The sequence below is a fragment of the Asanoa ishikariensis genome (assembly GCF_900107455.1).
Lineage (GTDB): Bacteria > Actinomycetota > Actinomycetes > Mycobacteriales > Micromonosporaceae > Asanoa > Asanoa ishikariensis.
Map to the genome: position 1 here is coordinate 1 of NZ_FNQB01000009.1, position 24,479 is coordinate 24,479.

The window sequence follows — 24,479 nt, forward strand, 5'->3', positions numbered from 1 at the left end:
GACCCGCGCGAGAGCCTGGCGTACAAGCTGCGCAAGATCCTGATGATGAAGACCCGCGAGACGCTGTGCACCGACCCGTACGTCGTCGACGACCGGCTCACCCCGTACGACGAGGTCCTGAAACGGTCCGATCTGCTGGTCATCGCCGCGCCGCACCCGGATTACGCCACTGTGGACACCGATAAACCGGTGATCGACATGTGGGGGCTGACCGGGCAGGGCGTGCGCGTATGAAGCCCCGGGTCTCGGTTGTCATTCCGGTCTACAACGAGGGCGAGAACATCGTCCGTTGTCTCGACCGGATCCTGCGCGAGGTGCTGCTGCCCGCCGAGATCCTGGTCGTGCACGACATGCCCGAGGACACCACGGTGCCGTACACGCAGGAGATCGCCCGCAAGGATCCGCGGGTCCGCGCCGTGCTCAACACCTACGGGCGTGGGCCGGCCAACGCGATCCGGTTCGGCATCGCCGCCGCGCAGGCGCCGGTGGCCGTGGTGACGATGGCCGACGGTTGTGACGATCCGCGGCAGATCGACGAGCTGGCCCGGCTGGTCGAGCGTGGCGTGGTGGTCGCCGCGGCGTCCCGCTACATGCCCGGCGGTCAGCAGGTCGGTGGGCCGAGGTTCAAGCGGATGCTGTCGCGCTGGGCGGGACGCACGCTGCACATCTTCGCCCGGGCGGGCACCCGCGACGCCACCAACAGCTTCAAGGCGTACGACACCGAGTTCGTCCGCGAGGTGGGCATCGAGTCCCGGACCGGCTTCGAGATCGGCCTGGAGTTGACCGCCAAGGCGACCCGGCTGGGCCGCCCGGTCGCGGAGATCCCGACCATCTGGCTCGACCGCCAACTCGGCGAGTCCCAGTTCGATCTCGGACGTTTCATGCCTGGTTACCTGCGTTGGTATTTCTTCGCGTATGGTCGCCGGTTGACGTCCGAGCGGCTCGCCGCACGCCGGCCCGCTGGCCTGCCCACGCAGCGCCGCGCCGCGGCGCAGGAATCGTCGGCCAACGAGTTTCAGGATGCCCGGTAGAGGAGAGCGCTAGCAGTGGCAAAGGTTCTGGTAACCGGTTCGGCGGGCTTCATCGGCGGCTACGTGGTCGAGGAACTGCTCGGCCGCGGGCACGAGGTCGTCGGCGTCGACAACTTCTCCAAGTACGGACCGGTCTCGCACAGCTACGACAACCACCCGGGCTACCACTTCGTCGAGGGCGACGCGCGTGACGTCGACCTGATGACCAAGCTGCTCTCCGACTGCGACCACTTCATCGCGGGCGCGGCGATGATCGGTGGCATCTCCTACTTCCACGCCTACGCGTACGACCTGCTGGCGACCAACGAGCGGATCATGGCCTCGTCGTGCGACGCGGCCATCGCGGCGCACCGCGACGGCAAGCTCAAGAAGGTCACCTACCTGTCGTCCTCGATGGTGTTCGAGTCGACGCAGACCTGGCCGAGCAAGGAGGGCGACGAGCGCACGGTGCCGCCGCCGCTGTCGTCCTACGGCTTCCAGAAGCTCGCGGTGGAGTACTACGCCCGCGCGGCCTGGGACCAGTACAAGCTTCCGTACACGATCGTGCGGCCGTTCAACTGCGTCGGCGTCGGTGAGGGCCGCGCGCTGGGCGAGGCCGAGGTGCTCTCCGGCAACGTCAAGCTGGCCATGTCGCACGTCGTGCCCGACCTCGTGCAGAAGATCGTCAAGGGTCAGGACCCGCTGCACATCCTCGGCTCCGGTGACCAGGTCCGGCACTACACCTACGGTGGCGACCTGGCCCGCGGCATCGTCGTGGCGATGGAGCACGAGGCCGCGACGAACGACGACTTCAACCTCTCGACCGCCGAGTCCACCACGGTGCTCGACCTGGCCGCAGTGATCTGGCACAAGATCAAGGGCCCCGACGTCCCGTTCCGCTTCGTGTCGGACGATCCTTTCGAGTACGACGTGCAGAAGCGCGTGCCCGACGTGGCGAAGGCGCGCGACGTACTCGGTTTCGAGGCCACCACCAGCCTCGACACCATGCTCGAGGAGGTCATTCCGTGGGTCACCCAAGCGGTGCGTGACGGCCGGCTGTGATCATCCGGCACGACCGGGTCGAGTCCGACGATCCGGCGGCGCCTACCGCGCTGCCGGTCGTCGGGTCCGCTCAAGACCGGCCGCCTTCCCCGAGCCTGGCGAGCAGGCTGCGCGACGCCTTGTTCCCCGTGACCGCGGAGCAGTCCCGTCGGCGGCGGCGCGCGGTCTGGGTCGTGGTGCTCGTCGCGGCCGCCGTCTACCTGGCCTTCCGTACGCCGGGTGCGGGTGCGTTCGACACGGTGTGGGCCGAGGACGGCGCCGACTTCCTCGATGACGCCGTCGGCGCGGGACCTCTCGACGCGATCACCACGCCGGTCAACGGCTACTACCTGCTCTACCCGCGCCTGCTGGCCGAGATCACGACGCTGTTCCCGGTCTCGTGGTGGGCAGTGGTCAACACGTTGTTCGCGATCGCGACGACCTGTGCCATGGCCGCGGTCGTCTACCAGGCCAGTGCCGGCCATTTCCGCCGGCCGCTGCTCCGCCTCGCGGTGGCGGCGCCGATCGTGCTCCAGTGGGTCGCCAACGGACAGGCCGTCAACAACGTCGCCACCCTGCAGTTCGCCGCGCTCTACACCGGGTTCTGGCTGCTCGTGTACGTCGCCAAGGGCCGGATCGGCAAGGTCGGCGGACCGGTCGTCCTGGCCATGGTGTCGCTGACCACCATCCTCGCGCTCGCGCTCGTGCCGCTCGCCCTGCTGCGGCTGGCGCTGCGCCGCGACCGCGACAGCCTGTGGCTGACCCTCGCCACGGCCGGCGGTGTGGTCGTGCAGGTGCTGGGCCTGGCGAGCGGAGCCGCGACCCGCGCCGGCATCGGTGAGACCCGGGCCGACCCGGGTTGGGTGATCGGGAGCTTCCGCAGACTCGCGGTGCCAGCCACCTTCCTCGGCGAGACGGTGCTGCGGACGATCTCCGCTCATCCGTGGCTGTGGGTCGTCGCGTGGCTGGTGCTCGTCGCCGCCGTGCTGGTCGCGTTCTGGCGCGCGTTGCGGCCGGCCTGGCTGTTCGCCGCGCTCGCCTTCGCCTACGCGCTCGGACTGTTCGCGACGGAGATCGTCGCGATGGGCAAGGTGCCCGACCGCTATCTCGTGGCGCCGAGCTTCCTGCTGATCACGGTCGTGGTCGCGCTGCTCCGGCCGCAGGACGCGGCTCCGCCCGACGACCCGCCGGCCGGTGGCCGTCGCGGGCTCGCCTCGTACGTGCCGTTGGTCGTGCTCCTCGGGTTGGTCGTCCACCTGTCCGTCGCCAACTACCGCGTTGACTACCCGGACCGCACCGAAGTCCGCAGTTGGACGGCCCAGGTCGACCGGCGGACCCACCAGTGCCGGGACAATCCGAGCCTCGATAGCGTGGACGTTCTGTCCGGACCGAGACAAATGCCGTACGGGAGAGTCCACGTCCCGTGCGAACGACTACGGTGATCCCGATCTGGGGTGAACCAGGCGAAGCTGCATATTACGGGGCCATTAACAATGCGACCGAGCACCCTGACCGAGGCTGAGGGCGACTCCGACAGCCCGGACGCACCGCCGTCCGAGCCGCGCGCGGGCCGAATCGTCGACCGGGTCGCGTTGCTGGCCGTCGTGCTGTTCGCGGTGGTCGGCATCGGCACGCCACTGCTCGGCCTGACCACGTTCGCCAACACCGACCTGCTCGCGGACAGCAGTCCGTACGTCAGCGCGGCGGAGCCGGACCTGGTCACCAACAAGATCGCCAACGACGTCGTGGCCTCGGTGCTGCCCAGCACGTCGCTGTTCGCCGAGGAACTGCGGCACGGCCGGATCGCGGCCTGGAACCCGTACGTCGCCGGCGGCGGCACCCTCGGCGCCACGCCGAACTTCGCTCTCCTGTCTCCGCTGACGCTGCCGACGTACGTGTTGCCGGCGTCGGTCGCGCCGGCGTTCATCAAGCTGCTGGAGATCCTGGTCGCGGCCGGCGGCACCTATCTGTTCCTGCGCCGGCTGCGGCTCGGCAAGGCCGCCGCGTGGCTTGGCGGTCTGGCGTTCTGCAGCAGCGCCTTCATGATCGTCTGGACCAACTGGCCGCAGACGCGGGTCGCCGCGTTCATCCCTGTGGTCTTCTGGGCCACGGAGCGACTGGTCACGGAGCGGCGGGTGCGTGACGGCGCGCTGCTCGCGATGGCCCTGGCGGCCATGCTCTTCGGCGGCTTTCCCGCCGTCACCGGCTACACGGTGCTGACCGCGGGCGCGTACCTGCTGGTGCGGGCGTTGGCCCGGGGGCGGGCGACGGCACTCGCACCGGTGCTCGGCGCCGTGGGCGCACTGGTGGGCGCCGTGATGATCACCGCGATCCAGCTTCTTCCGTTCGCGGCGGCGATGCGGCACGCGCGGCTGAGCGGCCGCGGGCAGACCGGGGCCGACCACCTCGACCCGGCCGCACTGATCACCTCGTGGGCGCCGTGGGCACTCGGCCGGGTGAACGACTTCGTGCTGAAGCACAACGCGGTCGAGTCGCTCTCGTACATCGGCGCGGCCGGGCTCGTGCTGTTCCTCGTCGCGGTGGCGTTGCCCGGGCAGGCCCGCGCCTTCCTGCCGCGCGGCGTGTGGACCTACCTGGTGGCGGCCACCGCCGGCTGGTTCCTGCTGATCTATCTCGGCGGACTGCCGCTGGAGGCGCTGCAGAAGCTGCCGGTGCTGTTCGCGGACAACTTCGTCGGCCGGGCCCGCGCGGTGCTGGGCTTCCTCGTCGCGGTGCTGGTCGCGGTCGGTTTCGAGATAGTGCTGCGGAAGGCCAAGGCGACAGTGGGCGCGACCGGCCCGGTCGCGCCCGACCAGGCTCTCACCGGCCGGCCGCGGGCCTGGGCCATCGGCGTGGGCGTGCTCGGGCTGGTCTTCATCCCGCTGACGGTGTTCGAGGGCTGGCGCGCCGCCTCCGGCACCGTGCTCAGCGTCGCCGGCTTCGCCGTGCGCGCCGGCGCGGGACTGGCCATCATCGGCATCGCCGCCCTCGCGGTCCGGGTGTTGTGGCGATCCGGCTCCCGGCCGGCGGTCGGGCGGCGCCGTGCGCTCGTCGTCGGCGCCGCGGCCATCCTGCCGTTGCTGCTCGTCGGCCAGGCGCTGACCACCGTCAACGCGTACTGGCCGAGGCCGGACCGGGACACCTGGTACCCGCAGACCGACGTGCACCGCTACCTGGCCGCCAACATCGGTCACGAGCGCTTCGCGGCGGCCGCCCGCGGCATGTACCCGGGTGCCGACAGCGAGGCCGAGCTGCGTTCGCTCACCGGCGAGGCGTTCTTCGACAGCCGGTTCGCCCAGACCGTGCAGGGACTTCCGGGTGAGCTCTTCGGCAGCACCCTGTTGCGCCTGCCGGACACCGATGAGATGGTGCGGAGCCCGGTGCTCGACCGCCTGTCCGTGCGGTACTTCGTGACCGCACCGTGGGGGACGATCTTCGGTGCCAAGCGGGTCGAGAACGGTGACGGTTCCACGGCCACGCTCGAGCCCGGCCAACCGGTGGCCGTTCCGCTGAAGGTCAAAGGACCGATTCGCGGTCTGGCGATCATCTGGCCGGGCGCGGGGCTCGCCCGGACCCGCATCGACGTCAGCATCCGCGACGCGGCCGGCACGGAGTTGGCGAAGGCCAGCCGTGTGGTGCTCCCGTTGCAGGAAGCGCCGATCAACATCCCGATCGGCGGCGAGGACATCCCGGCCGGCACGCCGCTGACCGCGGTCTTCACGAACACGTCGACCGCACCTGTCACCGTCGCCGCGATCGGCGGGCGGCCGGCCGTGTCGACCGTGGTGCCGGCGGACGACGGGATCAAGCTGGTGTACGCCGGCAACTCGACGATCTGGGAGCGGAAGACCGCGCTGCCCCGGATCCGGTGGGCCAGCGAGGTGTATGTCGGTTCCGGCGCGCGGGCCAGGATGACCGCGCTGACCGGCAGCACGTTGCGGCCGGACGAGGTGGTGCTGGACGGCCCGCCCACGATCGCGCCGGAGGGCAAGCCCGCCACGGTCACCGTGACGGAGGACGGCACCGACGACATCACGGCCCGGGTCGACGCGCAGGGCGCGGGCTACCTGGTCGTCGCGGACGCCTTGCAGGGGAGCTGGGGTGTCACCGTCGACGGCGCACCCGCCACTCTGGTCCCGGCCGACAACGGCCTGGTCGCGGTGGCGGTGCCGGCCGGCACCCACACGGTGCGCCTGGGCTATCGGGTGCCGATGCACAACGTCGGCGCCTGGATCTCCGGTGCCGCGCTGATCGTGCTGCTGGGCATCTGGATCGGGGTGTTGATCCGCCGCCGTCCCCCATCCGCGTGATTGACCATACATCCGACTGCATGATCTTGCGTTGAGCGAACGCCTGCTGCTAGCGTTTACCGCATAGACATGCGGAGGTGCACATGGGCATCCGGGTCGCGGTGGCCGGAGCGAGTGGATACGCGGGCGGTGAGCTGGTCCGCCTGATCGCCGGGCACCCAGAGCTCGACCTCGTCGCCGCTACCGCGCACAGTCAGGCCGGCTCCGCCCTGTCGGCCGTGCACCCGCAGCTCGCGGGCCTGGACCTGACCCTCTCGGCGACCGACCCGGCCGTGCTGGCCGACGCGGACCTGGTGTTCCTCGCCCTGCCGCACGGCCAGTCGGCGGCCCTGGCGGCCCAGCTTCCCGACTCGGTCAAGGTCGTCGACCTCGGCGCCGACCACCGGCTGACCGACGCCGCGGCCTGGGAGAGCTACTACGGCGGCCCCCACGCGGGTGCCTGGACCTACGGGCTGCCCGAGCTGCCCGGTCAGCGGGCCGCGATCGCCGCCGCGACGCGGGTCGCCAACACCGGTTGCTACGCCGCGACGATCACGCTGGCGCTCGCGCCGCTGGTCGCCGCCGGCGCGGTCGAGGCCGACGACGTCGTCGTGGTGGCCGCCTCCGGCACCAGCGGCGCCGGCCGGGCCGCCAAGACACACCTGCTGGCCACCGAGGTGATGGGCGACCTGTCCACCTACAAGACCGGCGCGCACCAGCACGTTCCGGAGATCAAGCAGGCCACCGGCGCCCGCTCGCTCTCGTTCACGCCGCTGCTCGCGCCCATGCCGCGCGGCATCCTGGCCACCGTCACGGCGCGGCCGACCGGCACCGCCGACGCGGCCGACGTGCTCGCCGCCGCGTACGCCGGTGAGCCCTTCGTTCGGGTGCTGCCGAAGGGCGTGTTCCCGCGCACCGCGGCCACCCTCGGCTCCAACGCCTGCCACCTCCAGGCCACGCTCGACCGCGACTCCGGCCGGGTGATCGTGGTCAGCGCCCTCGACAACCTCGGCAAGGGCGCCGCCGGCCAGGCCATGCAGTGCGCCAACCTCATGCTCGGCCTGCCGGAGACCACCGGCCTGTCCGCCTTCGGAGTCATGCCGTGACTGTTACTACTCCCCAAGGGTTCCGTGCTTCCGGTGTTGCCGCCGGCCTCAAGGCCAGTGGCAACGACGACGTCGCGGTTGTCGTCAACGACGGTCCCGCCGCGGCGGTGGCCGGTGTCTTCACCGCCAACCGGGTCAAGGCCGCGCCGGTGCTCTGGTCGCAGCAGGTCGTGCGCGGGGGAGTGGTGCGCGCGGTCGTGCTCAACTCCGGCGGCGCCAACGCCTGCACCGGCACGCTCGGCTTCCAGGACACCCACGCCACCGCCGAGCACGTCGCGGCGGGCCTGGCGATCGGGGCGGGCGAGGTCGCGGTCTGCTCCACCGGCCTGATCGGCGAACGGCTGCCGATGGACAAGCTGCTGCCGGGCGTCACCGCGGCCCTCGAAGGGCTCGCGGCCGACGGCGGCGACGCGGCGGCGCGGGCCATCATGACCACCGACACCAGGCCGAAGTCCACTGTGGTCGACGGCGGCGGCTGGACGGTCGGCGGGATGGCCAAGGGCGCCGGCATGCTGGCACCCGCCATGGCCACCATGCTCTGCGTGCTGACCACCGACGCGGTCGCCGACGCGCGGACGCTCGACGTGGCGCTGCGCGCGGCCACCCGGCTCACCTTCGACCGGGTCGACTCCGACGGCTGCATGTCGACCAACGACACGGTGCTGCTGCTGGCCAGCGGCGCGTCGGGGGTTTCGCCTTCGACGCACGAGTTGACCGAGGCCGTCACCGCCGCCTGTCGCGACCTGTGCGAGCAGCTTGTCGACGACGCCGAGGGTGCGACCAAGAAGGTGGCGATCGAGGTGACCTCCGCCGCGTCCGACGACGACGCGGTGGAGGTCGGGCGGTCCATCGCCCGCAACAACCTGGTCAAGACCGCGCTGTTCGGCAACGACCCCAACTGGGGCCGGATCCTGGCCGCGGTCGGCACGACGGCCGCCGCCTTCGATCCCGACGAGCTGGACGTCGCCGTCAACGGGGTGTGGGTCTGCCGCTCCGGCTCGGCGGCAGAGGATCGCTCCAAGGTGGACCTGTCGGGGCGGGACGTGACCGTCCGGGTCGCGCTGCACGCCGGGACCGCCACCGCGACGATCTGGACCAACGACCTTTCGCACGGGTACGTGCACGAGAACTCGGCGTACTCGACATGACCGCATCGCTTTCGCGCGACCTGAGCGACGCGCAGGTCAAGGCGGCCACGCTGATCGAGGCTCTGCCGTGGCTGGCCCGGTTCCACGGCGCGACCGTCGTGGTCAAGTACGGCGGCAACGCGATGATCGACCCGGAGCTCCAGCGGGCGTTCGCGGCCGACATGGTGTTCCTCCGCTACGCCGGCCTCAAGCCGGTCGTCGTGCACGGCGGCGGGCCGCAGATCTCCGCCATGCTCGGCCGGCTCGGCATCGTCACCGAGTTCCGCGGCGGCCTGCGGGTCACCACGCCCGAGGCGATGGACGTCGTGCGGATGGTGCTGGTCGGCCAGGTCGGCCGCGAGCTGGTCGGGCTGATCAACGAGCACGGCCCGTACGCGGTCGGGCTCTCCGGCGAGGATGCCCGGCTGTTCACCGCCGTGCGCCGCTCGGCCTTCGTCGACGGCGAGGCGGTCGACGTCGGCCAGGTCGGCGACGTGGCCACGGTCGACACCTCGGCGGTCGACGACCTGATCGCCGCCGGCCGGATCCCGGTCATCTCCACCGTCGCGCCGGACGTCGACGGGGTGCTGCACAACCTCAACGCCGACACCGCGGCGGCCGCCCTGGCGATCGCGCTCGAGGCGCGCAAGCTGGTCGTGCTCACCGACGTGCCCGGCCTCTACGCCGACTGGCCCGACACCGCCAGCCTGGTCTCCCAGATCACCGCCACCGACCTCGAAGCCCTGCTGCCGACGCTCGCCGCGGGCATGGTGCCGAAGATGGAGGCGTGCCTGCGCGCGGTGCGTGGCGGGGTGCCCGCCGCGCACGTGGTCGACGGTCGGGTCGCCCACTCCACGTTGCTCGAAGTGTTCACGTCGGAGGGTTTCGGAACCATGGTGGTGAACGCGTCATGACTCTGGTCGACCGCTGGCAGCGGTCCATGATGGACAACTACGGCACCCCGCCCCTGGCGCTGGTGCGCGGCTCCGGTGCGGTGCTCACCGACGAGGCCGGCAAGTCCTATGTCGACATGCTCGGCGGGATCGCGGTCAACGCCCTGGGCCACGCGCACCCCGCGGTGGTCGAGGCCGTCAGCCGGCAGATCGGCACGCTCGGCCACGTCTCCAACCTCTACGTCGCCGAGCCGCCGGTCGCGCTGGCCGAGCTGCTGCTGGCGCTGGCCGGCCGGCCCGGTCGGGTGTTCTTCAGCAACTCCGGCGCCGAGGCCAACGAGGCGGTCTTCAAGCTGTCCCGGCTGACCGGCCGCGACCACGTGGTGGCCACCGTCGGTGGTTTCCACGGCCGCACGATGGGCGCGCTGGCGCTGACCGGGCAGCCGGCCAAGGTCGACCCGTTCCGGCCGCTGCCCGGCGAGGTCACCCACGTGCCCTTCGGCGACGCCGCCGCGCTGGCCGACGCCGTCACCGACGCGACCGCCATGGTCATCCTGGAGCCGATCCAGGGCGAGAACGGCGTGGTCGTCCCGCCGCCCGGCTACCTGGCCGCGGCCCGGGAGATCACCACCAGGCACGGCGCGCTGCTGGTGCTCGACGAGGTGCAGACCGGCATCGGCCGCACCGGGCACTGGTTCGCGCACCAGGCCGACGGCGTCGAGCCCGACGCCATCACGCTGGCCAAGGGCCTCGGCGGCGGCCTGCCGATCGGTGCCTGCGTCGCGTTCGGCGCGGCCGGCGACCTGCTCGCGCCGGGCCTGCACGGCACCACGTTCGGTGGCAACCCGGTGAGCTGCGCCGCCGCGCTCGCGGTGATCGGCACGATCGCCAACGAGGGCCTGCTCGACTCGGTCAAGCGGGTCGGCGAGCGGCTGCGCCGCGGCATCGAGGCGCTCGACCACCCCCTGGTCGGCGAGGTGCGCGGCGCCGGCCTGCTGCTCGGCATCGTGCTCACGTCGCCCGCCTCGAAAGACCTGGCCGACGGCCTGCGCGACGCCGGCTTCCTGGTCAACCCCGTCCAGCCCAACGTGATCCGGCTGGCGCCACCCCTGATCCTGACCGCCGACCAGGCCGATGCCTTCGTCGCGGCCCTAGCCAAGGTGCTCGCATGAACCCCCGGCATTTCCTCCGCGACGACGACCTCTCGCCGGCCGAGCAGTCGGCCGTGCTCGACCTCGCCGCCGCGATGAAGGCCGACCGGTTCAAGTACCGGACGCTGGAAGGGCCGCGCTCGGTGGCCGTGCTGTTCGACAAGCAGAGCCTGCGCACGCGGGTGTCGTTCGCGGCCGGCATCGCGGAGCTCGGCGGCAACCCGATCGTGATCGACAGCGGCGGCACCCACTCCGGCCGGGGCGAGACCGCCGCGGACACCGGCCGGGTGCTGTCCCGCTACGTCTCCGCCATCGTGGTGCGGACCTTCGCCGACAGCCACCTCGCGGAGCTCGCGTCCGGTGCGACCGTGCCCGTGGTCAACGCGCTCACCGACGGCTTCCACCCGTGCCAGCTCCTGGCCGACCTGCTGACCGTGCGCGAACGGTGCGGCGGCACGCAGGGGCGGGTGCTGGCCTACCTGGGCGACACGGCCAACAACATGTCCCACTCGTACCTGCTGGCGGGTGCCACCGCCGGCATGCACGTGCGGGTCGCCGGGCCCGACGCACACACGCCCGACCCCGCGGTGCTCGAGCGGGCCACCGAGATCGCTGCCAAGACCGGCGGGTCGGTGCGCACGATGACCGACCCCTACGTGGCAGTGCGAGGCGCCGACGTGGTGGCCACCGACACCTGGACCTCGATGGGCCAGGAGGAGGACGGCCAGGACCGGATGACGCCGTTCCTGCCGTACCGGATCGACTCCGACCTGGTCGCCGAGGCCGCCAAGCACGCGGTCGTGCTGCACTGCCTGCCCGCACACCGGGGCGACGAGATCACCGACGAGGTGCTCGACGGGGTGCAGAGCGCGGTGCTGGACCAGGCCGAGAACCGGCTGCACGCGCAGAAGGCACTGCTCGCGTACCTGATCGAGGAGTCGGTATGACCTCCCCGGTCACCCGCGCCGCGCGGCACGCCCGGATCGTCGACCTGATCAGGGCCAAGGCGATCCGGTCGCAGACCGAGCTCGCCGAGCTGCTCGCCGGCGACGGGCTCGTGGTCACCCAGGCCACCTTGTCCCGCGACCTGGAGGAGCTGCGCGCGGTCAAGGTGCGCGGAGCCGACGGGCCGGCCGCGTACGTGATCCCGGAAGACGGGCTGCGCCCGCTGCGCGACGCGGAGGCCGGCTCGGCCAAGCTGATCCGGCTGCTCCGCGAGCTGCTCACGGGTGTCGACGCGAGCGGCAACATCGCCGTTCTGCGCACCCCGCCGGGCGCCGCGCAGTTCCTGGCCAGCGCGCTGGACCGGACCGGGCTGCCCGAGGTCGTCGGCACCATCGCCGGCGACGACACCATCCTCGTCGTGTCCCGCGATGCCATGGGCGGCGCGGCACTGGCCGACAAGCTATCCGGCTGGGCCGGAGAACCACTCGAAGGGAGCAACTGATGACCGAGCGCGTCGTCCTCGCATATTCCGGAGGTCTCGACACCTCCGTCGCCATTCCGTACCTCGCCGAGAAGACCGGTGCCGAGGTCATCGCGGTGGCGGTCGACGTCGGCCAGGGCGGTGAGGACATGGCCGTCATCCGCCAGCGGGCGATCGACTGCGGTGCGGTCGAGTCCGAGGTGATCGACGCGCGCGACGAGTTCGCGGCCGACTACTGCCTGCCCGCGATCCGCGCCAACGCGCTCTACATGGACCGCTACCCGCTGGTCTCCGCGCTGTCCCGGCCGCTGATCGTCAAGCACCTGGTCGCCGCGGCGCGTAAGCACGGCGGCACGATCGTGTCGCACGGTTGCACCGGCAAGGGCAACGACCAGGTGCGCTTCGAGGTCGGCTTGGGCGCGCTCGCGCCCGAGCTCAAGGTGGTCGCGCCGGCCCGGGACTTCGCGTGGACCCGCGACAAGGCCATCGCGTACGCCGAGGAGAAGGGCCTGCCGATCGACGTGTCGGCCAAGTCGCCGTACTCCATCGACCAGAACCTGTGGGGTCGCGCCGTCGAGACGGGCTTCCTGGAGGACATCTGGAACGGCCCGATCGAGGACGTGTACTCGTACACGGCGAACCCGGCCGAGCCGCGCGACGCCGACGAGGTCGTGATCACCTTCGACGCCGGCGTGCCCGTCGCGATCGACGGCGAGACCGTGACGCCGTTCCAGGCCGTCGCCGAGCTCAACCGGCGCGCCGGTGCGCAGGGCATCGGCCGCCTCGACATGGTCGAGGACCGGCTGGTCGGCATCAAGAGCCGCGAGGTGTACGAGGCTCCGGGCGCGATCGCGTTGATCACCGCGCACCAGGAGCTGGAGGCCGTCACCGTCGAGCGCGACGTGGCCCGCTTCAAGAAGAGCGTCGACCAGCGCTGGGCCGAGCTCGCCTACGACGGCCTGTGGTTCTCGCCGCTCAAGGCGTCGCTGGACGCGTTCATCGACGACACCCAGAAGTACGTCAGCGGCGAGGTGCGGCTGACCCTGCACGCCGGCCGCGCGGTCGTCACCGGCCGGCGCTCGGAGTCCTCGCTCTACGACTTCGGCATGGCCACGTACGACACCGGCGACACCTTCGACCAGTCGCTGGCCAAGGGCTTCGTCCAGCTTTGGGGCCTGCCGTCGCGCATGGCGGCCGCCCGGGACGCCCGGCTGGGCGGCCCGTCGGCGTGACCGACAGAATGGTGTCCGTGACCGATCAGTCTGTTTCGCGCACGAGCCTGTGGGGCGGCCGGTTCGCCGGCGGCCCCGCGGAGGCCCTCGCCCGCCTGTCGGTGAGCGTCCAGTTCGACTGGCGGCTCGCCCCCTACGACCTGGCGGCGTCCCGGGCGCACGCCCGGGTGCTCGCGTACGCGGGCCTGCTCGACGCGGAGGAGCTCGGCCAGATGCTGGCCGCGCTCGACGACCTGGAGGCGGCCTGCGCCTCCGGGTCGTTCCGGCCGACGGTCGAGGACGAGGACGTGCACACCGCGCTCGAGCGCGGCCTGCTGGAGCGGCTCGGCACGCTGGGCGGCAAGCTGCGCGCCGGCCGGTCCCGCAACGACCAGGTCGCCACCGACCTGCGGCTGTACCTGCGCGATCATGCGCGTGGGGTGGCCGCCCGGCTGGTCGAGCTGGCCGACGCTCTGGTCGAGCAGGCCGCGCAACACGTCAGCACGCCCGCGCCGGGGATGACCCACGTGCAGCACGCTCAGCCGGTCAGCTTCGGGCACTGGCTGCTGGCACACGTCCAGCCGCTGCTGCGCGACCTCGACCGCCTGCGCGACTGGGACAAGCGCACCGCGATCTCGCCGCTCGGCGCCGGCGCGCTGGCCGGCTCGTCGCTGCCGTTGGACCCGGTGGTGGTCGCCAAGGAGCTCGGCTTCACCACGTCGGCGGCCAACTCGATGGACGCCGTCGCCGACCGCGACTTCGCCGCGGAGTTCCTGTTCGTCACCGCGCTGGCCGGGGTGCACCTGTCCCGGCTCGGCGAGGAGGTCGTGATGTGGACCTCGCAGGAGTTCGGCTGGGTCGAGCTCGACGACGCGTTCGCCACCGGCTCGTCGATCATGCCGCAGAAGAAGAACGCCGACATCGCGGAGCTGGCCCGAGGCAAGTCCGGCCGGCTCATCGGCGGCCTTGTCACGGTGCTGACCATGCTCAAGGGCCTGCCGCTGACCTACGACCGGGACATGCAGGAGGACAAGGAGCCGGTCTTCGACGCGGTCGACACGCTGGAACTGCTGCTCCCGGCGCTGGCCGGGATGATCTCGACGATGACGGTACGGGCCGACCGGCTCGCCGCCGCCGCACCGGTCGGGTTCACGCTGGCCACCGAGGTGGCCGACTGGCTGGTCCGCAAGCACGTGCCGTTCCGCGACGCGCACGAGATCACCGGCAAGCTGGTGTCGCTCTGCGAGGCCCGCGACTGCGCGCTCGACGAGCTCTCCGACGACGACCTGCAGAAGGTCAGCCCGCTGCTGACGCCCGAGGTGCGGCAGGTGCTGACGGTCGAGTCGGCGCTCGCGTCGCGCACGACGCCGGGTTCGACGGGCCCGGGTCCGGTCGCCGACCAGCTCGCGTCGGTGCAGGACAAGCTGGAGACCTGGCGGGAGTGGACGGCGCAACGCGTCGTCCCGCGCTGACCAGAACGTCGCCGTTCGGGTGACCTTGTGGTCGGCGATCACGAGCGTTGCCACAATGTCGGACATGACCGACTCCGAGGGACGCGCGCGGTCGCTGCCGCGTCCCTCGAAGCGTGTCCTTCAGTTGATCTTGGTTGTGCTCCTCGCCTGCGCCGCGGTCCTCGTCGCGGTCGCGGCGGGGCACGCCGAGTCGCAGCCCGGTTCGGAGATCCCCGGGGTCGCCGTGGTCGGCTGTCCGTCCGTGTCGCCGGACGAACGACAACCTGCCGGCCAGGCGGACGAGATAACCGGATACCTGGACCGGGCCGTCGCTGCTGAGCGTCGCACGCTGGCGCCCACCGACGACCGCGTCGACCGACTCACCGGTCTTCCCGCTGATCCGCTTCTCCGGTTGCGCGCGCTGACCGGCTACGACTGGGCTTCTTCCGACGCCGCCGCGGACTACTGGCGCGCCCGCTGCCTCGCGGCCGGCCGGTGACGGTGGGCGCGACCACGACGAGCCACCGCCCGGTGGTGACCGTCCCGCCGGCGTCCACCGAGGCCGAACCGTCGTCGACCCTCCGGCAGGCCGCCGAGACCCTGGCCATGGCCGTCGCGCCGATGGCCGTGGTGACCGGCCTGCTCTACTACTTCGGTTGGGTGCGCACCGGTGCCCTGTTCGGTCAGTTCGGCGTGGACCAGCGGTTGCTGGGCTACTCGGCGCAGGACTACGTGCTGCGCAGCGCCGGCGTGGCGTTCCGGCCCGCGGCGGTCGTCGCCCTGACCGCGGCGGTGGTCGTCGCGGGCTCGTACAGCCTTGACCGGCTGCGCGCCCGGGACCTGGACCGCGCGAGGTCGGTCACCCAGATCCTCGCCGTGGTCATCGGGCTCTCGATCCTCTTCGGCGTGGCGGTCGTCTTCACCGACGCGTCGTACCGGATCGCCCTGGTCGGTGCCTGGTGCCTGCTGTCCGGAGCCCTGGCGGTCGGGCTCGCCGGCGGACCCGCGAGCGAGGACCGGCGGTGGACGCTGAGCCGTCGGGGTGTGGCGACGGTCGCCGCGTTGCTCGGGTGCTTCTGGGGCTGCGCCGCGTCCGCGCAGCGCTCCGGCCAGCTCGCGGCGGACGCCTGGGCCGGCGACCTGACCCGACGTCCGGGCGTGGTCCTGTTCAGCACCGAGGACCTCCGCCTCTCCGGCCCCGGGATCACGAGCCAGACGCTCGCCCCGAACGGCAGCCTGCGGTTCAGGTACACGGGACTGCGGCTGTTGGCCCACGGCGGCGGGCGGTGGTTCCTGCTGCCCGAGGGTTGGAAGCGGGCCGAACACACCTCCGCGCTCGTCCTGCGGGACGAACCTGGCCTGCGGGTGGAGCTCGTCGCTCCCGGTCGGTGACGGTGGCGCTGTGATCTGATCGCCTGGTGAAAGATCTGCGAGACGTGCTGACCAGGGGCGGCGAACAGGCGGCGCGCGACCTGCTCGGCTGCCACCTGACCGCCGGCGGTGTGACGGTCCGCCTGACCGAGGTCGAGGCCTACGCGGGCACGGGGGAGGACCCCGCCTCGCACGCACACCGGGGCCGGACCAACCGCAACGCCGTGATGTTCGGGCCGGCCGGGTTCTCGTACGTCTACTTCACCTACGGCATGCACTGGTGCATGAACGTCGTCACCGGCCCGCCCGGGCTGGCCTCGGCGGTGCTGTTGCGGGCGGGCGAGGTGGTGTCCGGGCTCGACGCCGCCCGCGCCCGGCGCACCGCGGTCCGGCGCGACGTCGACCTCGCCCGCGGCCCGGCCCGGCTCTGCTCGGCGTTGGGCATCGGCCGCTCCGCGTACGGGCTGGACCTGTTCGACCCGGCCAGTCCGGTGCGGCTGGCCCGGGGTCCCAAGCGCGTGCCCACCGCCGCGATCGCGGCCGGCCCGCGGGTCGGCGTGACCGGCGCGCACGACCTGGAGTGGCGGTTCTGGATCGCCGATGACCCGACGGTCAGCACCTACCGGCGGCACGTGCCCCGCAAACGCGGCGAATAGCCCACCTCGGCCGCCTATCCTGGACGGACATCCACGAAGGTCTTGCTTTCGATCCGTCTGGGCCTGAAGATTTCCTTCAGTGCGACAGGCCTGATGACGGAAATCTTCACGGAGGTACGCGCGCATGGTGGCTCGCAGACTCAGCGCGGCGTTCGGCGCCGCGACGTTGACCCTCTCGCTGCTGGCCGTCGTCGCGCCCGCGCCGGCCTCCGCGGCCCTGACCACGGGCTCCGCGACGTGCGTCACCAACCCGGCCGCGCCCAAGCGGCAGTTCCGGGCGATGTGGATCTCGTCGGTGGTCAACATCGACTGGCCGACCAAGGCGTCGCAGACCGCGCCGGACCGGATCGCCGCGCAGAAGGCCGAATATCTCGGCTGGCTCGACCTGGCCCAGCGGCTCAACCACAACGCCGTCATCGTGCAGGTCCGGCCGACCGCCGACGCGTTCTGGCCGTCGCCGCACGAGCCCTGGTCGGAGTTCCTCACCGGCACACGTGGCCAGGACCCGGGCTGGGACCCGCTGGCCTTCGTGATCGACGAGGCGCACAAGCGCAACCTCGAGTTCCACGCCTGGATGAACCCGTACCGGGTGTCGATGCCCGACGGCGCCGGCGTCGACATCAACAAGCTCGCGCCCGACCACCCGGTGCGCCAGCACCCTGACTGGGTGCTGCCCTACCCGATCAACGCGGCCGGCGCCCGGCTCTACTACAACCCCGGCATCCCCGAGGTGCGGGCGTTCGTGCAGACGGCGATGCTCGACGCCGTGGCGCGCTACGACCTCGACGGCGTGCACTTCGACGACTACTTCTACCCGTACCCGGCGGCCAACCAGGACTTCGCCGACGACGCGACGTTCGCCGCGTACAACCGGGGCTTCGCCTCGAAGGCGGACTGGCGGCGCGACAACATCAACCTGCTCGTCCAGGAGTTCGGCACGGCCGTCAAGGCGGTCAAGCCGTGGGTGAAGTTCGGCATCAGCCCGTTCGGCATCTGGCGCAACAAGACGGCCGACCCGCTGGGCTCCGACACGGCGGGCTCGCAGTCGTACGACATCATCTCCGCCGACACCCGCAAGTGGGTCAAGGAGGAGTGGATCGACTACATCGTGCCGCAGATCTACTGGAGCATCGGGTTCACCGTCGCCGACTACGCGAAGCTGATCCCGTGGTGGTCCGATGTGGTCAGCGGCACCGACGTGCAGCTCTACATCGGTGAGGCCGACTACAAGATCGCGGCCAACGCCGACACCAACTGGAACGACCCCCGCGAGATGACCGACCACCTGGCGTTCGCCCGCGACTACAACGTCTCCGGGCACGTGCACTTCAGCGCGGTGCAGGTGCGGGCCAACAAGCTCGGTGCGACCGACATCTACGCGGCCGAGCACTACGCCCACCCAGCCCTGGTGCCGACGATGAGCCACCTGCCGGCCAAGCCGTTGCTGTTCCCGGTCGTCACGTCCGCCAGCCGTGACGGCGCGGGGGCGGTCACCCTGCGCTGGCGGCAGCCGGCCAACGGGATCGGGCCGTTCGGCAAGGCCACCTCGTACGCGGTCTACCGGTTCGACGGGACGCGGATTCCGAACACCTGCGACCGCGCCGACGCGGACCATCTGATCGGCACGGTGCGCGGCTCCGAGTCCTATGTGGATGACACGGCGCAGGCCGGGCGGCGCTACACGTACGTGGTCACCGCGCTGGACCGGCTGTGGAACGAGAGCCCCGGGCTGCCGATGCCGGTGTTCTGAGCCTCTTCCCGCTGACCGCCCGCGTGCTTCTCGCGCCGGGGCGGTCAGTGCGTGTGGTCACCGAACGTGCTGATCATCTCGGTCATCCACGGCGTCTGCTCGACCGGGTCGGGGCCGATCACCCGCATCGAGGCGAGCACCGTCAGCAGCATGCCCTTGGAGATGAAGTCGGCCGCCTCCTCGGCTGACGCCCCGGTGAGCTCGCGCACCAGCGTGAAGATGTTGCCGTAGCAGGCGCGGGCTGTGCGGCCGATCTCGTCGTCGGCGTTGGCCGCGGCGAAGCCGTGCAGCAGCACCGGCAGCAGGTAGCGCTGGGCCAGCAGGCGGTCGAACCCGTCGGCCAGGTCGCCGAGCCGCGCGCCCTCCGCCGGCGCGGCGTCCCGGAAGACCTGCTGGATCCGGTCGCTGACGTGGGTGATCACGGTGATGAACAGGGCGTGCTTCGAGCCGAAGAGGCGGATCACGTACGGCTGGGAGACCCCGGCCAGCCGGGCGACGTCGTCGGTGGTGGTGCCCGCGTAGCCGCCCTTGGCGAAGGCGGTGATCGCCGCGTCGACGAGCTGCTCGGTGCGCTCGGCGGCGGTCAGCCGGGTACGTGTCACGGTGCGCTCCTCACATCTGCTGTTGACAGGTTATCAGTCGATAACTACTTTCTAAGTTATCAGTCGATAACAACAAGGGGGGCACCACCATGACCACTACCGCCACACCCGTGGCCGCCGCGCCGGGAGCCCGGCCGAGGTCCCGGTCGCTGGCCTGGGTCCTGATCGCGGTCGGCGTGCCGATGTTCATGGTCACGCTGGACAACCTGGTCGTGACCACGGCACTGCCGGTGATCAAGACCGAGATCGGGGCCTCGCTGAGCGACCTGTCCTGGTTCGTCAACGCGTACACGCTGCCGTTCGCGGCCCTGCTGCTCACGGCCGCCGCGATCGGCGACCGGATCGGCCGGCGCCGGCTCTTCGTCGCCGGCATCGCGCTGTTCACCCTCGCGTCGGCGGCGTGCGCACTCGCCACGGAGCCGTGGATGCTCACCGCCGCCCGCGCGGTGCAGGGCGTCGGCGGCGCCATGGTGATGCCGCTGTCGCTGACGCTGCTGGCGGCGGCCGTACCCGAGCGGATGCGCAACGCCGCGATCGGCATCTGGGGCGGGATCAGCGGCCTCGGCGTGGCGGTCGGCCCGGTGGTCGGCGGCGCGGTCGCCGAAGGCCTGCACTGGACCTGGATCTTCTGGCTCAACGTGCCGATCGGCGTGCTGGCCATCGTGGTGGTGCGGCTGGTGCTGACCGAGTCGCGGGGGAGCGCCAAGCGGCTGGACCCGATCGGCCTGGTGCTGGTCTCGCTCGGCATGTTCGGCCTGATCTGGGGCGTGGTGCACGGTTCGGACGACGGCTGGACGTCGCTGTCGGTGCTCGGCACGCTGATCGCCGGCTTCGTGCTGCTCGCGGCCTTCGTCGCCTGGGAGCGCCGTGCGCCGGAACCGATGCTGCCGCTCCGCCTGTTCCGCTCCCGCGCATTCTCGGCGGTCAACGTCGTGGCGTTCCTGTTCTCGGTAGGTGTGTTCGGCTCGGTCTTCCTGCTGGCCCAGTTCTTCCAGGTGGTCCAGGGTCTCGGCCCGTTCGGCTCCGGCGTGCGCACGCTGCCCTGGACCGCGGCGCCGATGATCGTCGCGCCGATCGCGGGCCTGCTGGTCGGGCGCGTCGGCAGCCGGGTGCTGATCGTGCTCGGCCAGGTGCTGTTGGCTCTCGGCCTGCTCTGGATCGCACTGGTTTCGACGGTGGACGTCGGTTTCGGCTCGCTCGTCCCCGCGTTCGTGCTCGCCGGCATCGGCATGGGCCTGACCTTCGCCCCGCTGAGCACGGTGGCGCTGGGCAGCGTCGATCCCGGGTCCCAGGGCATGGCCTCGGGAACGCTCAACATGGTCCGCGAGTTCGGTGTAGCGGTCGGTGTGGCCGCGCTGGCCTCGGTCTTCGCGAGCCAGGGCAGCTACGCCAGCGGTACGTCGTACGTGGACGGCCTGGTCCCCGCGGTCCTGGTCGGCGCGGCGGTGGTCGGCGCGGCCGCAGTGGCCGGCCTGCTGCTCCCTGGTCGCCGGTATTTGACGACACCTAATAGCTCTCACTAGTATGTCTCGCATGACACCTGTCGAGGGCGGCGAACGGCAAACCCAACTGCTACGCGGCGCCCTCGACATGTGCATGCTGGCGCTCCTGTCCAAGGAGCCCGCGCACGGCTACGAGCTCGTCCGCCGCCTCGACGAGGCGGGCCTGGACGCCGGCGGCTACGGCACGGTCTATCCGCTGCTGACCCGCATGCGCCGACTCGGCCTGGTCGAGGACGAGGTGCAGGAGAGCCCGAGCGGTCCGCGCCGCAAGGTCTACAAGGTCACCCCAGCCGGCCACCACCGGCTGGGTGCCTGGCGGCAGCAGTGGCAGAGCTTCGTCACCACCGTCAACGCGACCATCGCAGACACCTCCGGAGGCGGCCATGAATGAGTCCCAGCAGTGGACGATCGACCAGACGGTCCGATCGGCCGAACGCGAGTGGCGCCGACTGCACGTCCGGCGCGCGGACGTGGCCAGGCTGAGCCGCGACCTGCGCGACGACCTGACCTCGGCAGCGACCGAGGGCGTCGCCGCCACAGAGCTCCTCGGCACGGACGTGCGCGGCTTCGCCCGGCGGCTGGCCGACGAGGCAGGCGTCGAGCGGGTCCCCTACGAGTTCGACCGCCTGTTGCTGACCGCGCTGGTCGGCGCGCTGCCCGGGGTGGCGTTCGCCTACGCGCTGCTCTACGGCTACATCTCGGGCCCAACCGCGCCGCCGTCGGACGAGCCGGACATCGGCGCGGTGGTCGCGACGTACGCCGTCCTGGCCTTGCTGGTCGTCCTGTCGTCCCTGCTCACGGTCTGGTTCCGCCTCCGCCACCTGCCAGCCATGCCGAGAACAGTGCTCGCGATGGCGCTGCTCGTGCCGCTGGCCGGAGCGATCGCCACGCCGATCACGATGGCCTTCGCGGCCACCGTCAACTACAGCAACGCCCTACCGGTCCTGGCCATCGAATGCGGCCTGGTCGGCGCAGCGCTAGCAGGCGCCATAGTCCTGGCCCGCCGCTGGGCGTTACGCGATTGGGGCTCGCTCGTCGAAGCCCAACCGGCCATCCAAGCCTGACCACCGACACGAACCCTCACCACGAACGACCGCGACCATTGGGTGGATCTCCTCGCCGGGCGTAGCCCAGAGACCAGGATCTCCGGGTGGGGACAAGGTGGAGCGCCCCACCGGACGAACGACCTTGTCCCCACCCGGAGATCCTGGTGCCGTAAGCGCAGCCCGGCGAGGAGATCCACCCGCACACCAGGATCTCCGAAGTCCGGCCGGGGACCGGGGCAGAGCCCCGGAGACCAAACCCGAGTGACTGGTGAGACGGCATGGATTCTCAATCGGACTTGGCCGGGTTTGGCCGTACCGGTGCTCAGCCGACGCCGGTACCGTGTCCTGAGCGGTCCGGGCCGGCCGGACACCATCCGTGAGGACGAATTCACCGTGAGCAACCGGATTGCCGAGACGAAGAACGAGCGGCGTGCTGCCGCCAAGGCTGCCCGTCTGGCCGCCGAGGCGCGCGCGGCGAAGGCCAAGCAGAGCCGCCAGCGCCTGGCGACTGTTCTCGCGGGCCTGGCCGTCGTCGCGATCGTGGTAGCGATCGTTCTCTTCGTCCAGGGCGGCGACGACAAGAAGGAGACGCCGCAGGCCAGCGCCGGAGCAACGGCATCGGCCTCCGCGCAGTCCCAGGCCGGCGGGATCCCGGCCGACGTCGACCCGGCGCTCAAGACCAAGCCGGAGGTCAAGGCCGGCGAAGGCACCGTCACCACGCTCAAGGTGACGCCGATCATCGAGGGCAAGGGCCCCGCGGCGCAGAACGGGCAGACGGTGACCGTCAACTACGTGGGTGTCACCTACGCGGATGGCAAGGAGTTCGACGCCTCCTGGAACAGCGGGCAGCCGTTCCCGGTGCAGCTCGGCTCCGGCAGTGTCATCCAGGGCTGGGACAAGGGCCTGCTCGGCGCCAAGCAGGGCAGCCGGCTGCAGCTCGACATCCCGGCAGCGATGGCGTACGGGGACAAGCCGCCGGCCGGCTACCCCGCCGGGGCGCTGCGCTTCGTCGTCGACGTGCTCGCGGTGCAGTAAACCGGGTGTGAGCACCGAGGACCGGTGCGAGAGAATCCAAGCGTGAGCGAATTCATCGACGACCTGCTGTGGCGGGGCCTGCTTCAGGACTCCACCGACCTCGACGACCTGCGAAAGCATCTGGACTCGGGGCAGGTGACGTTCTATGTCGGTTTCGACCCGACGGCGCCGAGCCTGCATCTCGGTCACCTGATGCAGGTGCTCACAGCGCGCCGGCTGCAGCTCGCCGGGCACCGGCCGCTGCTCCTCGTAGGTGGGGCCACCGGCCAGATCGGTGACCCCCGGGAGAGCAGCGAGCGCACGCTCAACCCGCCCGACGTGATCGCTGGGTGGGTCGAGAAGATCCGCGAGCAGGTGCGGCCGTTCGTCACCTACGAGGGTGACAACGCGGCGACTCTGGTCAACAACCTCGACTGGACCGGGCCGATGTCGGCCATCAGCTTCCTGCGTGACGTGGGCAAGCACTTCCCGGTCAACCGGATGCTGGCCCGCGAGGTGGTCAAGGCGCGGCTGGAGACGGGGATCAGCTTCACCGAGTTCGCCTACCAGTTGCTCCAGTCGCACGACTTCTACGAGCTGCACGTGCGGCACGGCTGCACGCTGCAGTTCGGCGGCTCCGACCAGTGGGGCAACATCACCGCCGGCGTCGACTACATCCGCCGGCGGGGTGGTGGGTCAGTGCACGCCTTCGTGACGCCGCTGATCACCAAGGCCGACGGCACCAAGTTCGGCAAGAGCGAGGGCGGGTCGGTCTGGCTCGACGCGGGGCTGACCAGCCCGTACGCCTTCTACCAGTTCTGGCTCAACACCGACGACCGGGACGTCACGTCCTACCTGCGCTACTTCAGCTTCCGCTCGCACACCGAGCTCGAGGAGCTCGAGCGGGCGACAGCGGAGCGACCGGGTGCCAGGGAGGCTCAGCGGGCCCTGGCCGCGGAGCTGACCACGTTGGTGCACGGTGAGGCGGAGACCGCCCAGGTGCTCGCGGCCAGTCAGGCGCTGTTCGGGCGGGGGTCGCTGGCCGATCTGGCGCCGGCCACGCTGCGCTCCGCGTTGGCGGAGGCGGGTCTGGTCGAGCTTCAGGGTGAATTGCCGACGGTTGCCGCCCTGTTCCGGGACACCGGTCTGGTCAGCAGTCTCAACGAGGCACGGCGGGCGATCACCGAGGGCGGTGCCTACGTGAACAACGAGCGAGTGTCCGATGTGGAGGCCACCGTGCCGGCGGATGCCTTGCTGCACGGGCGTTTCCTGGTCCTGCGGCGTGGAAAGCGCACGTTCGCCGGGGTCGAGCGGGTCTCCTGAACCGCTCTTTTGATCATGTGACGCGGGACGCAGCCCCCCGATTTGACGATCATCTCGGGGGCTGCGTATCTTTCTTTCTGCACGGCGGGAGCAACACAGAACGATCCGGACAGCGGGTCGATTTGGTGAGGCGAAACCGACGGGGTAAGGTTTGCGAGTCGGTAGGGCACCGGGCGCGGAGCGGCGAGAGCCGCAGCGGACGGCCTACCAAATCCCTTGAAGCAAGAGTTCGGCGGGTTGACTGCTGCGCGCTTGCGGACGGGGGACCCGCCCAAGGCATGACAAACCGGGAAACACCGGGTTGACAACGCCAAACGGACCGGGTAACGTAGTAAAAGTGCCCAGCGCGGAAGCGCCGGACACGGGAGCTAAACAAAAGCCCTAAGGTACGGGCTCGGAAACGAGCCGGTTTCTTGGTGTGTGTTTGTTCTTTGAGAACTCAACAGGGTGTTTGATAAGCCAGTGCCAATTGTGATTGATTTTGGCATCCGTTAATAATGGTTGCCAGGT

At 71.0% G+C, this 24,479-nt stretch carries 22 protein-coding genes and 1 pseudogene; 22 read left to right on the forward strand and 1 reads right to left on the reverse strand.

Annotation, left to right across the window (positions count from 1 at the left end; genetic code table 11):
- From BLV39_RS41930 to BLV39_RS42010, 17 genes and pseudogenes are all read left to right on the forward strand, one after another.
- Positions 1-234 (forward strand): annotated as a pseudogene (locus tag BLV39_RS41930) (nucleotide sugar dehydrogenase); the annotation flags it as partial.
- Positions 231-1,031, forward strand: coding sequence for a glycosyltransferase family 2 protein (locus BLV39_RS41935; protein WP_090805127.1), 801 nt, complete (start codon positions 231-233; stop codon positions 1,029-1,031). The pseudogene BLV39_RS41930 and the gene BLV39_RS41935, both read left to right, overlap by 4 nt.
- A gap of 15 nt (positions 1,032-1,046) precedes the next feature.
- Positions 1,047-2,072, forward strand: coding sequence for an NAD-dependent epimerase/dehydratase family protein (locus tag BLV39_RS41940; RefSeq protein WP_090805130.1), 1,026 nt, complete (start codon positions 1,047-1,049; stop codon positions 2,070-2,072).
- Complete coding sequence (locus BLV39_RS41945; RefSeq protein WP_090805132.1) at positions 2,069-3,493, forward strand: hypothetical protein; 1,425 nt, start codon at positions 2,069-2,071, stop codon at positions 3,491-3,493. The genes BLV39_RS41940 and BLV39_RS41945 overlap by 4 nt, the downstream gene beginning before the upstream one ends.
- A 51-nt stretch (positions 3,494-3,544) precedes the next feature.
- Positions 3,545-6,361 (forward strand): glycosyltransferase family protein, encoded by a 2,817-nt coding sequence (locus BLV39_RS41950; RefSeq protein WP_090805135.1) that lies wholly within the window; start codon positions 3,545-3,547, stop codon positions 6,359-6,361.
- Positions 6,362-6,444: 83 nt separating this feature from the next.
- Positions 6,445-7,446, forward strand: a complete 1,002-nt coding sequence (argC, locus tag BLV39_RS41955) for an N-acetyl-gamma-glutamyl-phosphate reductase (protein ID WP_090805138.1) — start codon at positions 6,445-6,447, stop codon at positions 7,444-7,446.
- The gene (gene argJ, locus BLV39_RS41960; protein WP_090805141.1) at positions 7,443-8,594 is read left to right on the forward strand and encodes a bifunctional glutamate N-acetyltransferase/amino-acid acetyltransferase ArgJ; all 1,152 of its coding nucleotides are present in this window, start codon (positions 7,443-7,445) and stop codon (positions 8,592-8,594) included. The genes argC and argJ overlap by 4 nt, the downstream gene beginning before the upstream one ends.
- Positions 8,591-9,487 (forward strand): acetylglutamate kinase, encoded by an 897-nt coding sequence (argB, locus tag BLV39_RS41965; protein ID WP_090805143.1) that lies wholly within the window; start codon positions 8,591-8,593, stop codon positions 9,485-9,487. Before argJ ends, argB begins: the two co-directional genes overlap by 4 nt.
- Positions 9,484-10,638, forward strand: a complete 1,155-nt coding sequence (locus BLV39_RS41970) for an acetylornithine transaminase (RefSeq protein WP_090805146.1) — start codon at positions 9,484-9,486, stop codon at positions 10,636-10,638. Before argB ends, BLV39_RS41970 begins: the two co-directional genes overlap by 4 nt.
- Positions 10,635-11,564 carry an ornithine carbamoyltransferase gene (gene argF, locus BLV39_RS41975; RefSeq protein WP_090805148.1) on the forward strand — a complete coding sequence of 310 codons (930 nt, stop codon included), beginning with the start codon at positions 10,635-10,637 and terminating at the stop codon, positions 11,562-11,564. The genes BLV39_RS41970 and argF overlap by 4 nt, the downstream gene beginning before the upstream one ends.
- Complete coding sequence (locus BLV39_RS41980) at positions 11,561-12,064, forward strand: arginine repressor (protein ID WP_090805151.1); 504 nt, start codon at positions 11,561-11,563, stop codon at positions 12,062-12,064. The genes argF and BLV39_RS41980 overlap by 4 nt, the downstream gene beginning before the upstream one ends.
- Positions 12,064-13,275 (forward strand): argininosuccinate synthase, encoded by a 1,212-nt coding sequence (locus BLV39_RS41985; protein ID WP_090805153.1) that lies wholly within the window; start codon positions 12,064-12,066, stop codon positions 13,273-13,275. The genes BLV39_RS41980 and BLV39_RS41985 overlap by 1 nt, the downstream gene beginning before the upstream one ends.
- 8 nt (positions 13,276-13,283) lie before the next feature.
- Positions 13,284-14,726 carry an argininosuccinate lyase gene (argH, locus tag BLV39_RS41990; protein WP_090805156.1) on the forward strand — a complete coding sequence of 481 codons (1,443 nt, stop codon included), beginning with the start codon at positions 13,284-13,286 and terminating at the stop codon, positions 14,724-14,726.
- Between the two features lie 64 nt (positions 14,727-14,790).
- Entirely contained in the window at positions 14,791-15,204 is a 414-nt protein-coding gene (locus tag BLV39_RS41995) for a hypothetical protein (protein ID WP_090805159.1), read from the forward strand.
- A complete protein-coding gene (locus tag BLV39_RS42000) occupies positions 15,201-16,097 on the forward strand; it encodes a hypothetical protein (RefSeq protein WP_090805161.1) in 897 nt (298 codons plus the stop codon). Before BLV39_RS41995 ends, BLV39_RS42000 begins: the two co-directional genes overlap by 4 nt.
- Positions 16,098-16,123: 26 nt before the next feature.
- On the forward strand, positions 16,124-16,732 hold the full coding sequence (locus BLV39_RS42005; protein WP_239084148.1) for a DNA-3-methyladenine glycosylase: 609 nt from the start codon (positions 16,124-16,126) through the stop codon (positions 16,730-16,732).
- A 124-nt stretch (positions 16,733-16,856) separates the two neighbouring features.
- Positions 16,857-18,482 carry a glycoside hydrolase family 10-like protein gene (locus BLV39_RS42010; RefSeq protein ID WP_090805168.1) on the forward strand — a complete coding sequence of 542 codons (1,626 nt, stop codon included), beginning with the start codon at positions 16,857-16,859 and terminating at the stop codon, positions 18,480-18,482.
- Positions 18,483-18,526: 44 nt separating this feature from the next.
- Here BLV39_RS42010 and BLV39_RS42015 read toward each other — a convergent pair whose 3' ends face one another.
- A complete protein-coding gene (locus BLV39_RS42015) occupies positions 18,527-19,084 on the reverse strand; it encodes a TetR/AcrR family transcriptional regulator (protein ID WP_090805170.1) in 558 nt (185 codons plus the stop codon).
- An 89-nt stretch (positions 19,085-19,173) separates the two neighbouring features.
- Between BLV39_RS42015 and BLV39_RS42020 the strand changes: the two genes are divergently transcribed.
- The 5 genes from BLV39_RS42020 to tyrS all read left to right on the forward strand — a co-directional run bounded on the left by BLV39_RS42020 (position 19,174) and on the right by tyrS (position 23,969).
- Entirely contained in the window at positions 19,174-20,607 is a 1,434-nt protein-coding gene (locus BLV39_RS42020) for a DHA2 family efflux MFS transporter permease subunit (protein WP_090805173.1), read from the forward strand.
- Positions 20,608-20,617: 10 nt separating this feature from the next.
- Complete coding sequence (locus BLV39_RS42025) at positions 20,618-20,977, forward strand: PadR family transcriptional regulator (protein WP_090805176.1); 360 nt, start codon at positions 20,618-20,620, stop codon at positions 20,975-20,977.
- A complete protein-coding gene (locus tag BLV39_RS42030; RefSeq protein ID WP_090805179.1) occupies positions 20,970-21,650 on the forward strand; it encodes a hypothetical protein in 681 nt (226 codons plus the stop codon). The genes BLV39_RS42025 and BLV39_RS42030 overlap by 8 nt, the downstream gene beginning before the upstream one ends.
- A gap of 375 nt (positions 21,651-22,025) precedes the next feature.
- Positions 22,026-22,667 carry an FKBP-type peptidyl-prolyl cis-trans isomerase gene (locus BLV39_RS42035; RefSeq protein ID WP_090805184.1) on the forward strand — a complete coding sequence of 214 codons (642 nt, stop codon included), beginning with the start codon at positions 22,026-22,028 and terminating at the stop codon, positions 22,665-22,667.
- Between the two features lie 42 nt (positions 22,668-22,709).
- Entirely contained in the window at positions 22,710-23,969 is a 1,260-nt protein-coding gene (gene tyrS / locus BLV39_RS42040) for a tyrosine--tRNA ligase (RefSeq protein ID WP_090805182.1), read from the forward strand.
- Positions 23,970-24,479 lie beyond the last annotated feature (510 nt).

Coding starts and splice junctions, on each gene's coding strand:
- BLV39_RS41980 (WP_090805151.1), top strand. CDS start 11,561: ATGACCTCCCCGGTCACCCGCGCCGCGCGGCACGCCCGGATCGTCGAC.
- BLV39_RS42010 (WP_090805168.1), top strand. CDS start 16,857: ATGGTGGCTCGCAGACTCAGCGCGGCGTTCGGCGCCGCGACGTTGACC.
- BLV39_RS41950 (WP_090805135.1), top strand. CDS start 3,545: ATGCGACCGAGCACCCTGACCGAGGCTGAGGGCGACTCCGACAGCCCG.
- BLV39_RS41935 (WP_090805127.1), top strand. CDS start 231: ATGAAGCCCCGGGTCTCGGTTGTCATTCCGGTCTACAACGAGGGCGAG.
- argF (WP_090805148.1), top strand. CDS start 10,635: ATGAACCCCCGGCATTTCCTCCGCGACGACGACCTCTCGCCGGCCGAG.
- BLV39_RS42025 (WP_090805176.1), top strand. CDS start 20,618: ATGACACCTGTCGAGGGCGGCGAACGGCAAACCCAACTGCTACGCGGC.
- BLV39_RS42020 (WP_090805173.1), top strand. CDS start 19,174: ATGACCACTACCGCCACACCCGTGGCCGCCGCGCCGGGAGCCCGGCCG.
- argC (WP_090805138.1), top strand. CDS start 6,445: ATGGGCATCCGGGTCGCGGTGGCCGGAGCGAGTGGATACGCGGGCGGT.
- BLV39_RS42030 (WP_090805179.1), top strand. CDS start 20,970: ATGAATGAGTCCCAGCAGTGGACGATCGACCAGACGGTCCGATCGGCC.
- BLV39_RS41970 (WP_090805146.1), top strand. CDS start 9,484: ATGACTCTGGTCGACCGCTGGCAGCGGTCCATGATGGACAACTACGGC.
- BLV39_RS41985 (WP_090805153.1), top strand. CDS start 12,064: ATGACCGAGCGCGTCGTCCTCGCATATTCCGGAGGTCTCGACACCTCC.
- BLV39_RS41995 (WP_090805159.1), top strand. CDS start 14,791: ATGACCGACTCCGAGGGACGCGCGCGGTCGCTGCCGCGTCCCTCGAAG.
- argB (WP_090805143.1), top strand. CDS start 8,591: ATGACCGCATCGCTTTCGCGCGACCTGAGCGACGCGCAGGTCAAGGCG.
- argH (WP_090805156.1), top strand. CDS start 13,284: ATGGTGTCCGTGACCGATCAGTCTGTTTCGCGCACGAGCCTGTGGGGC.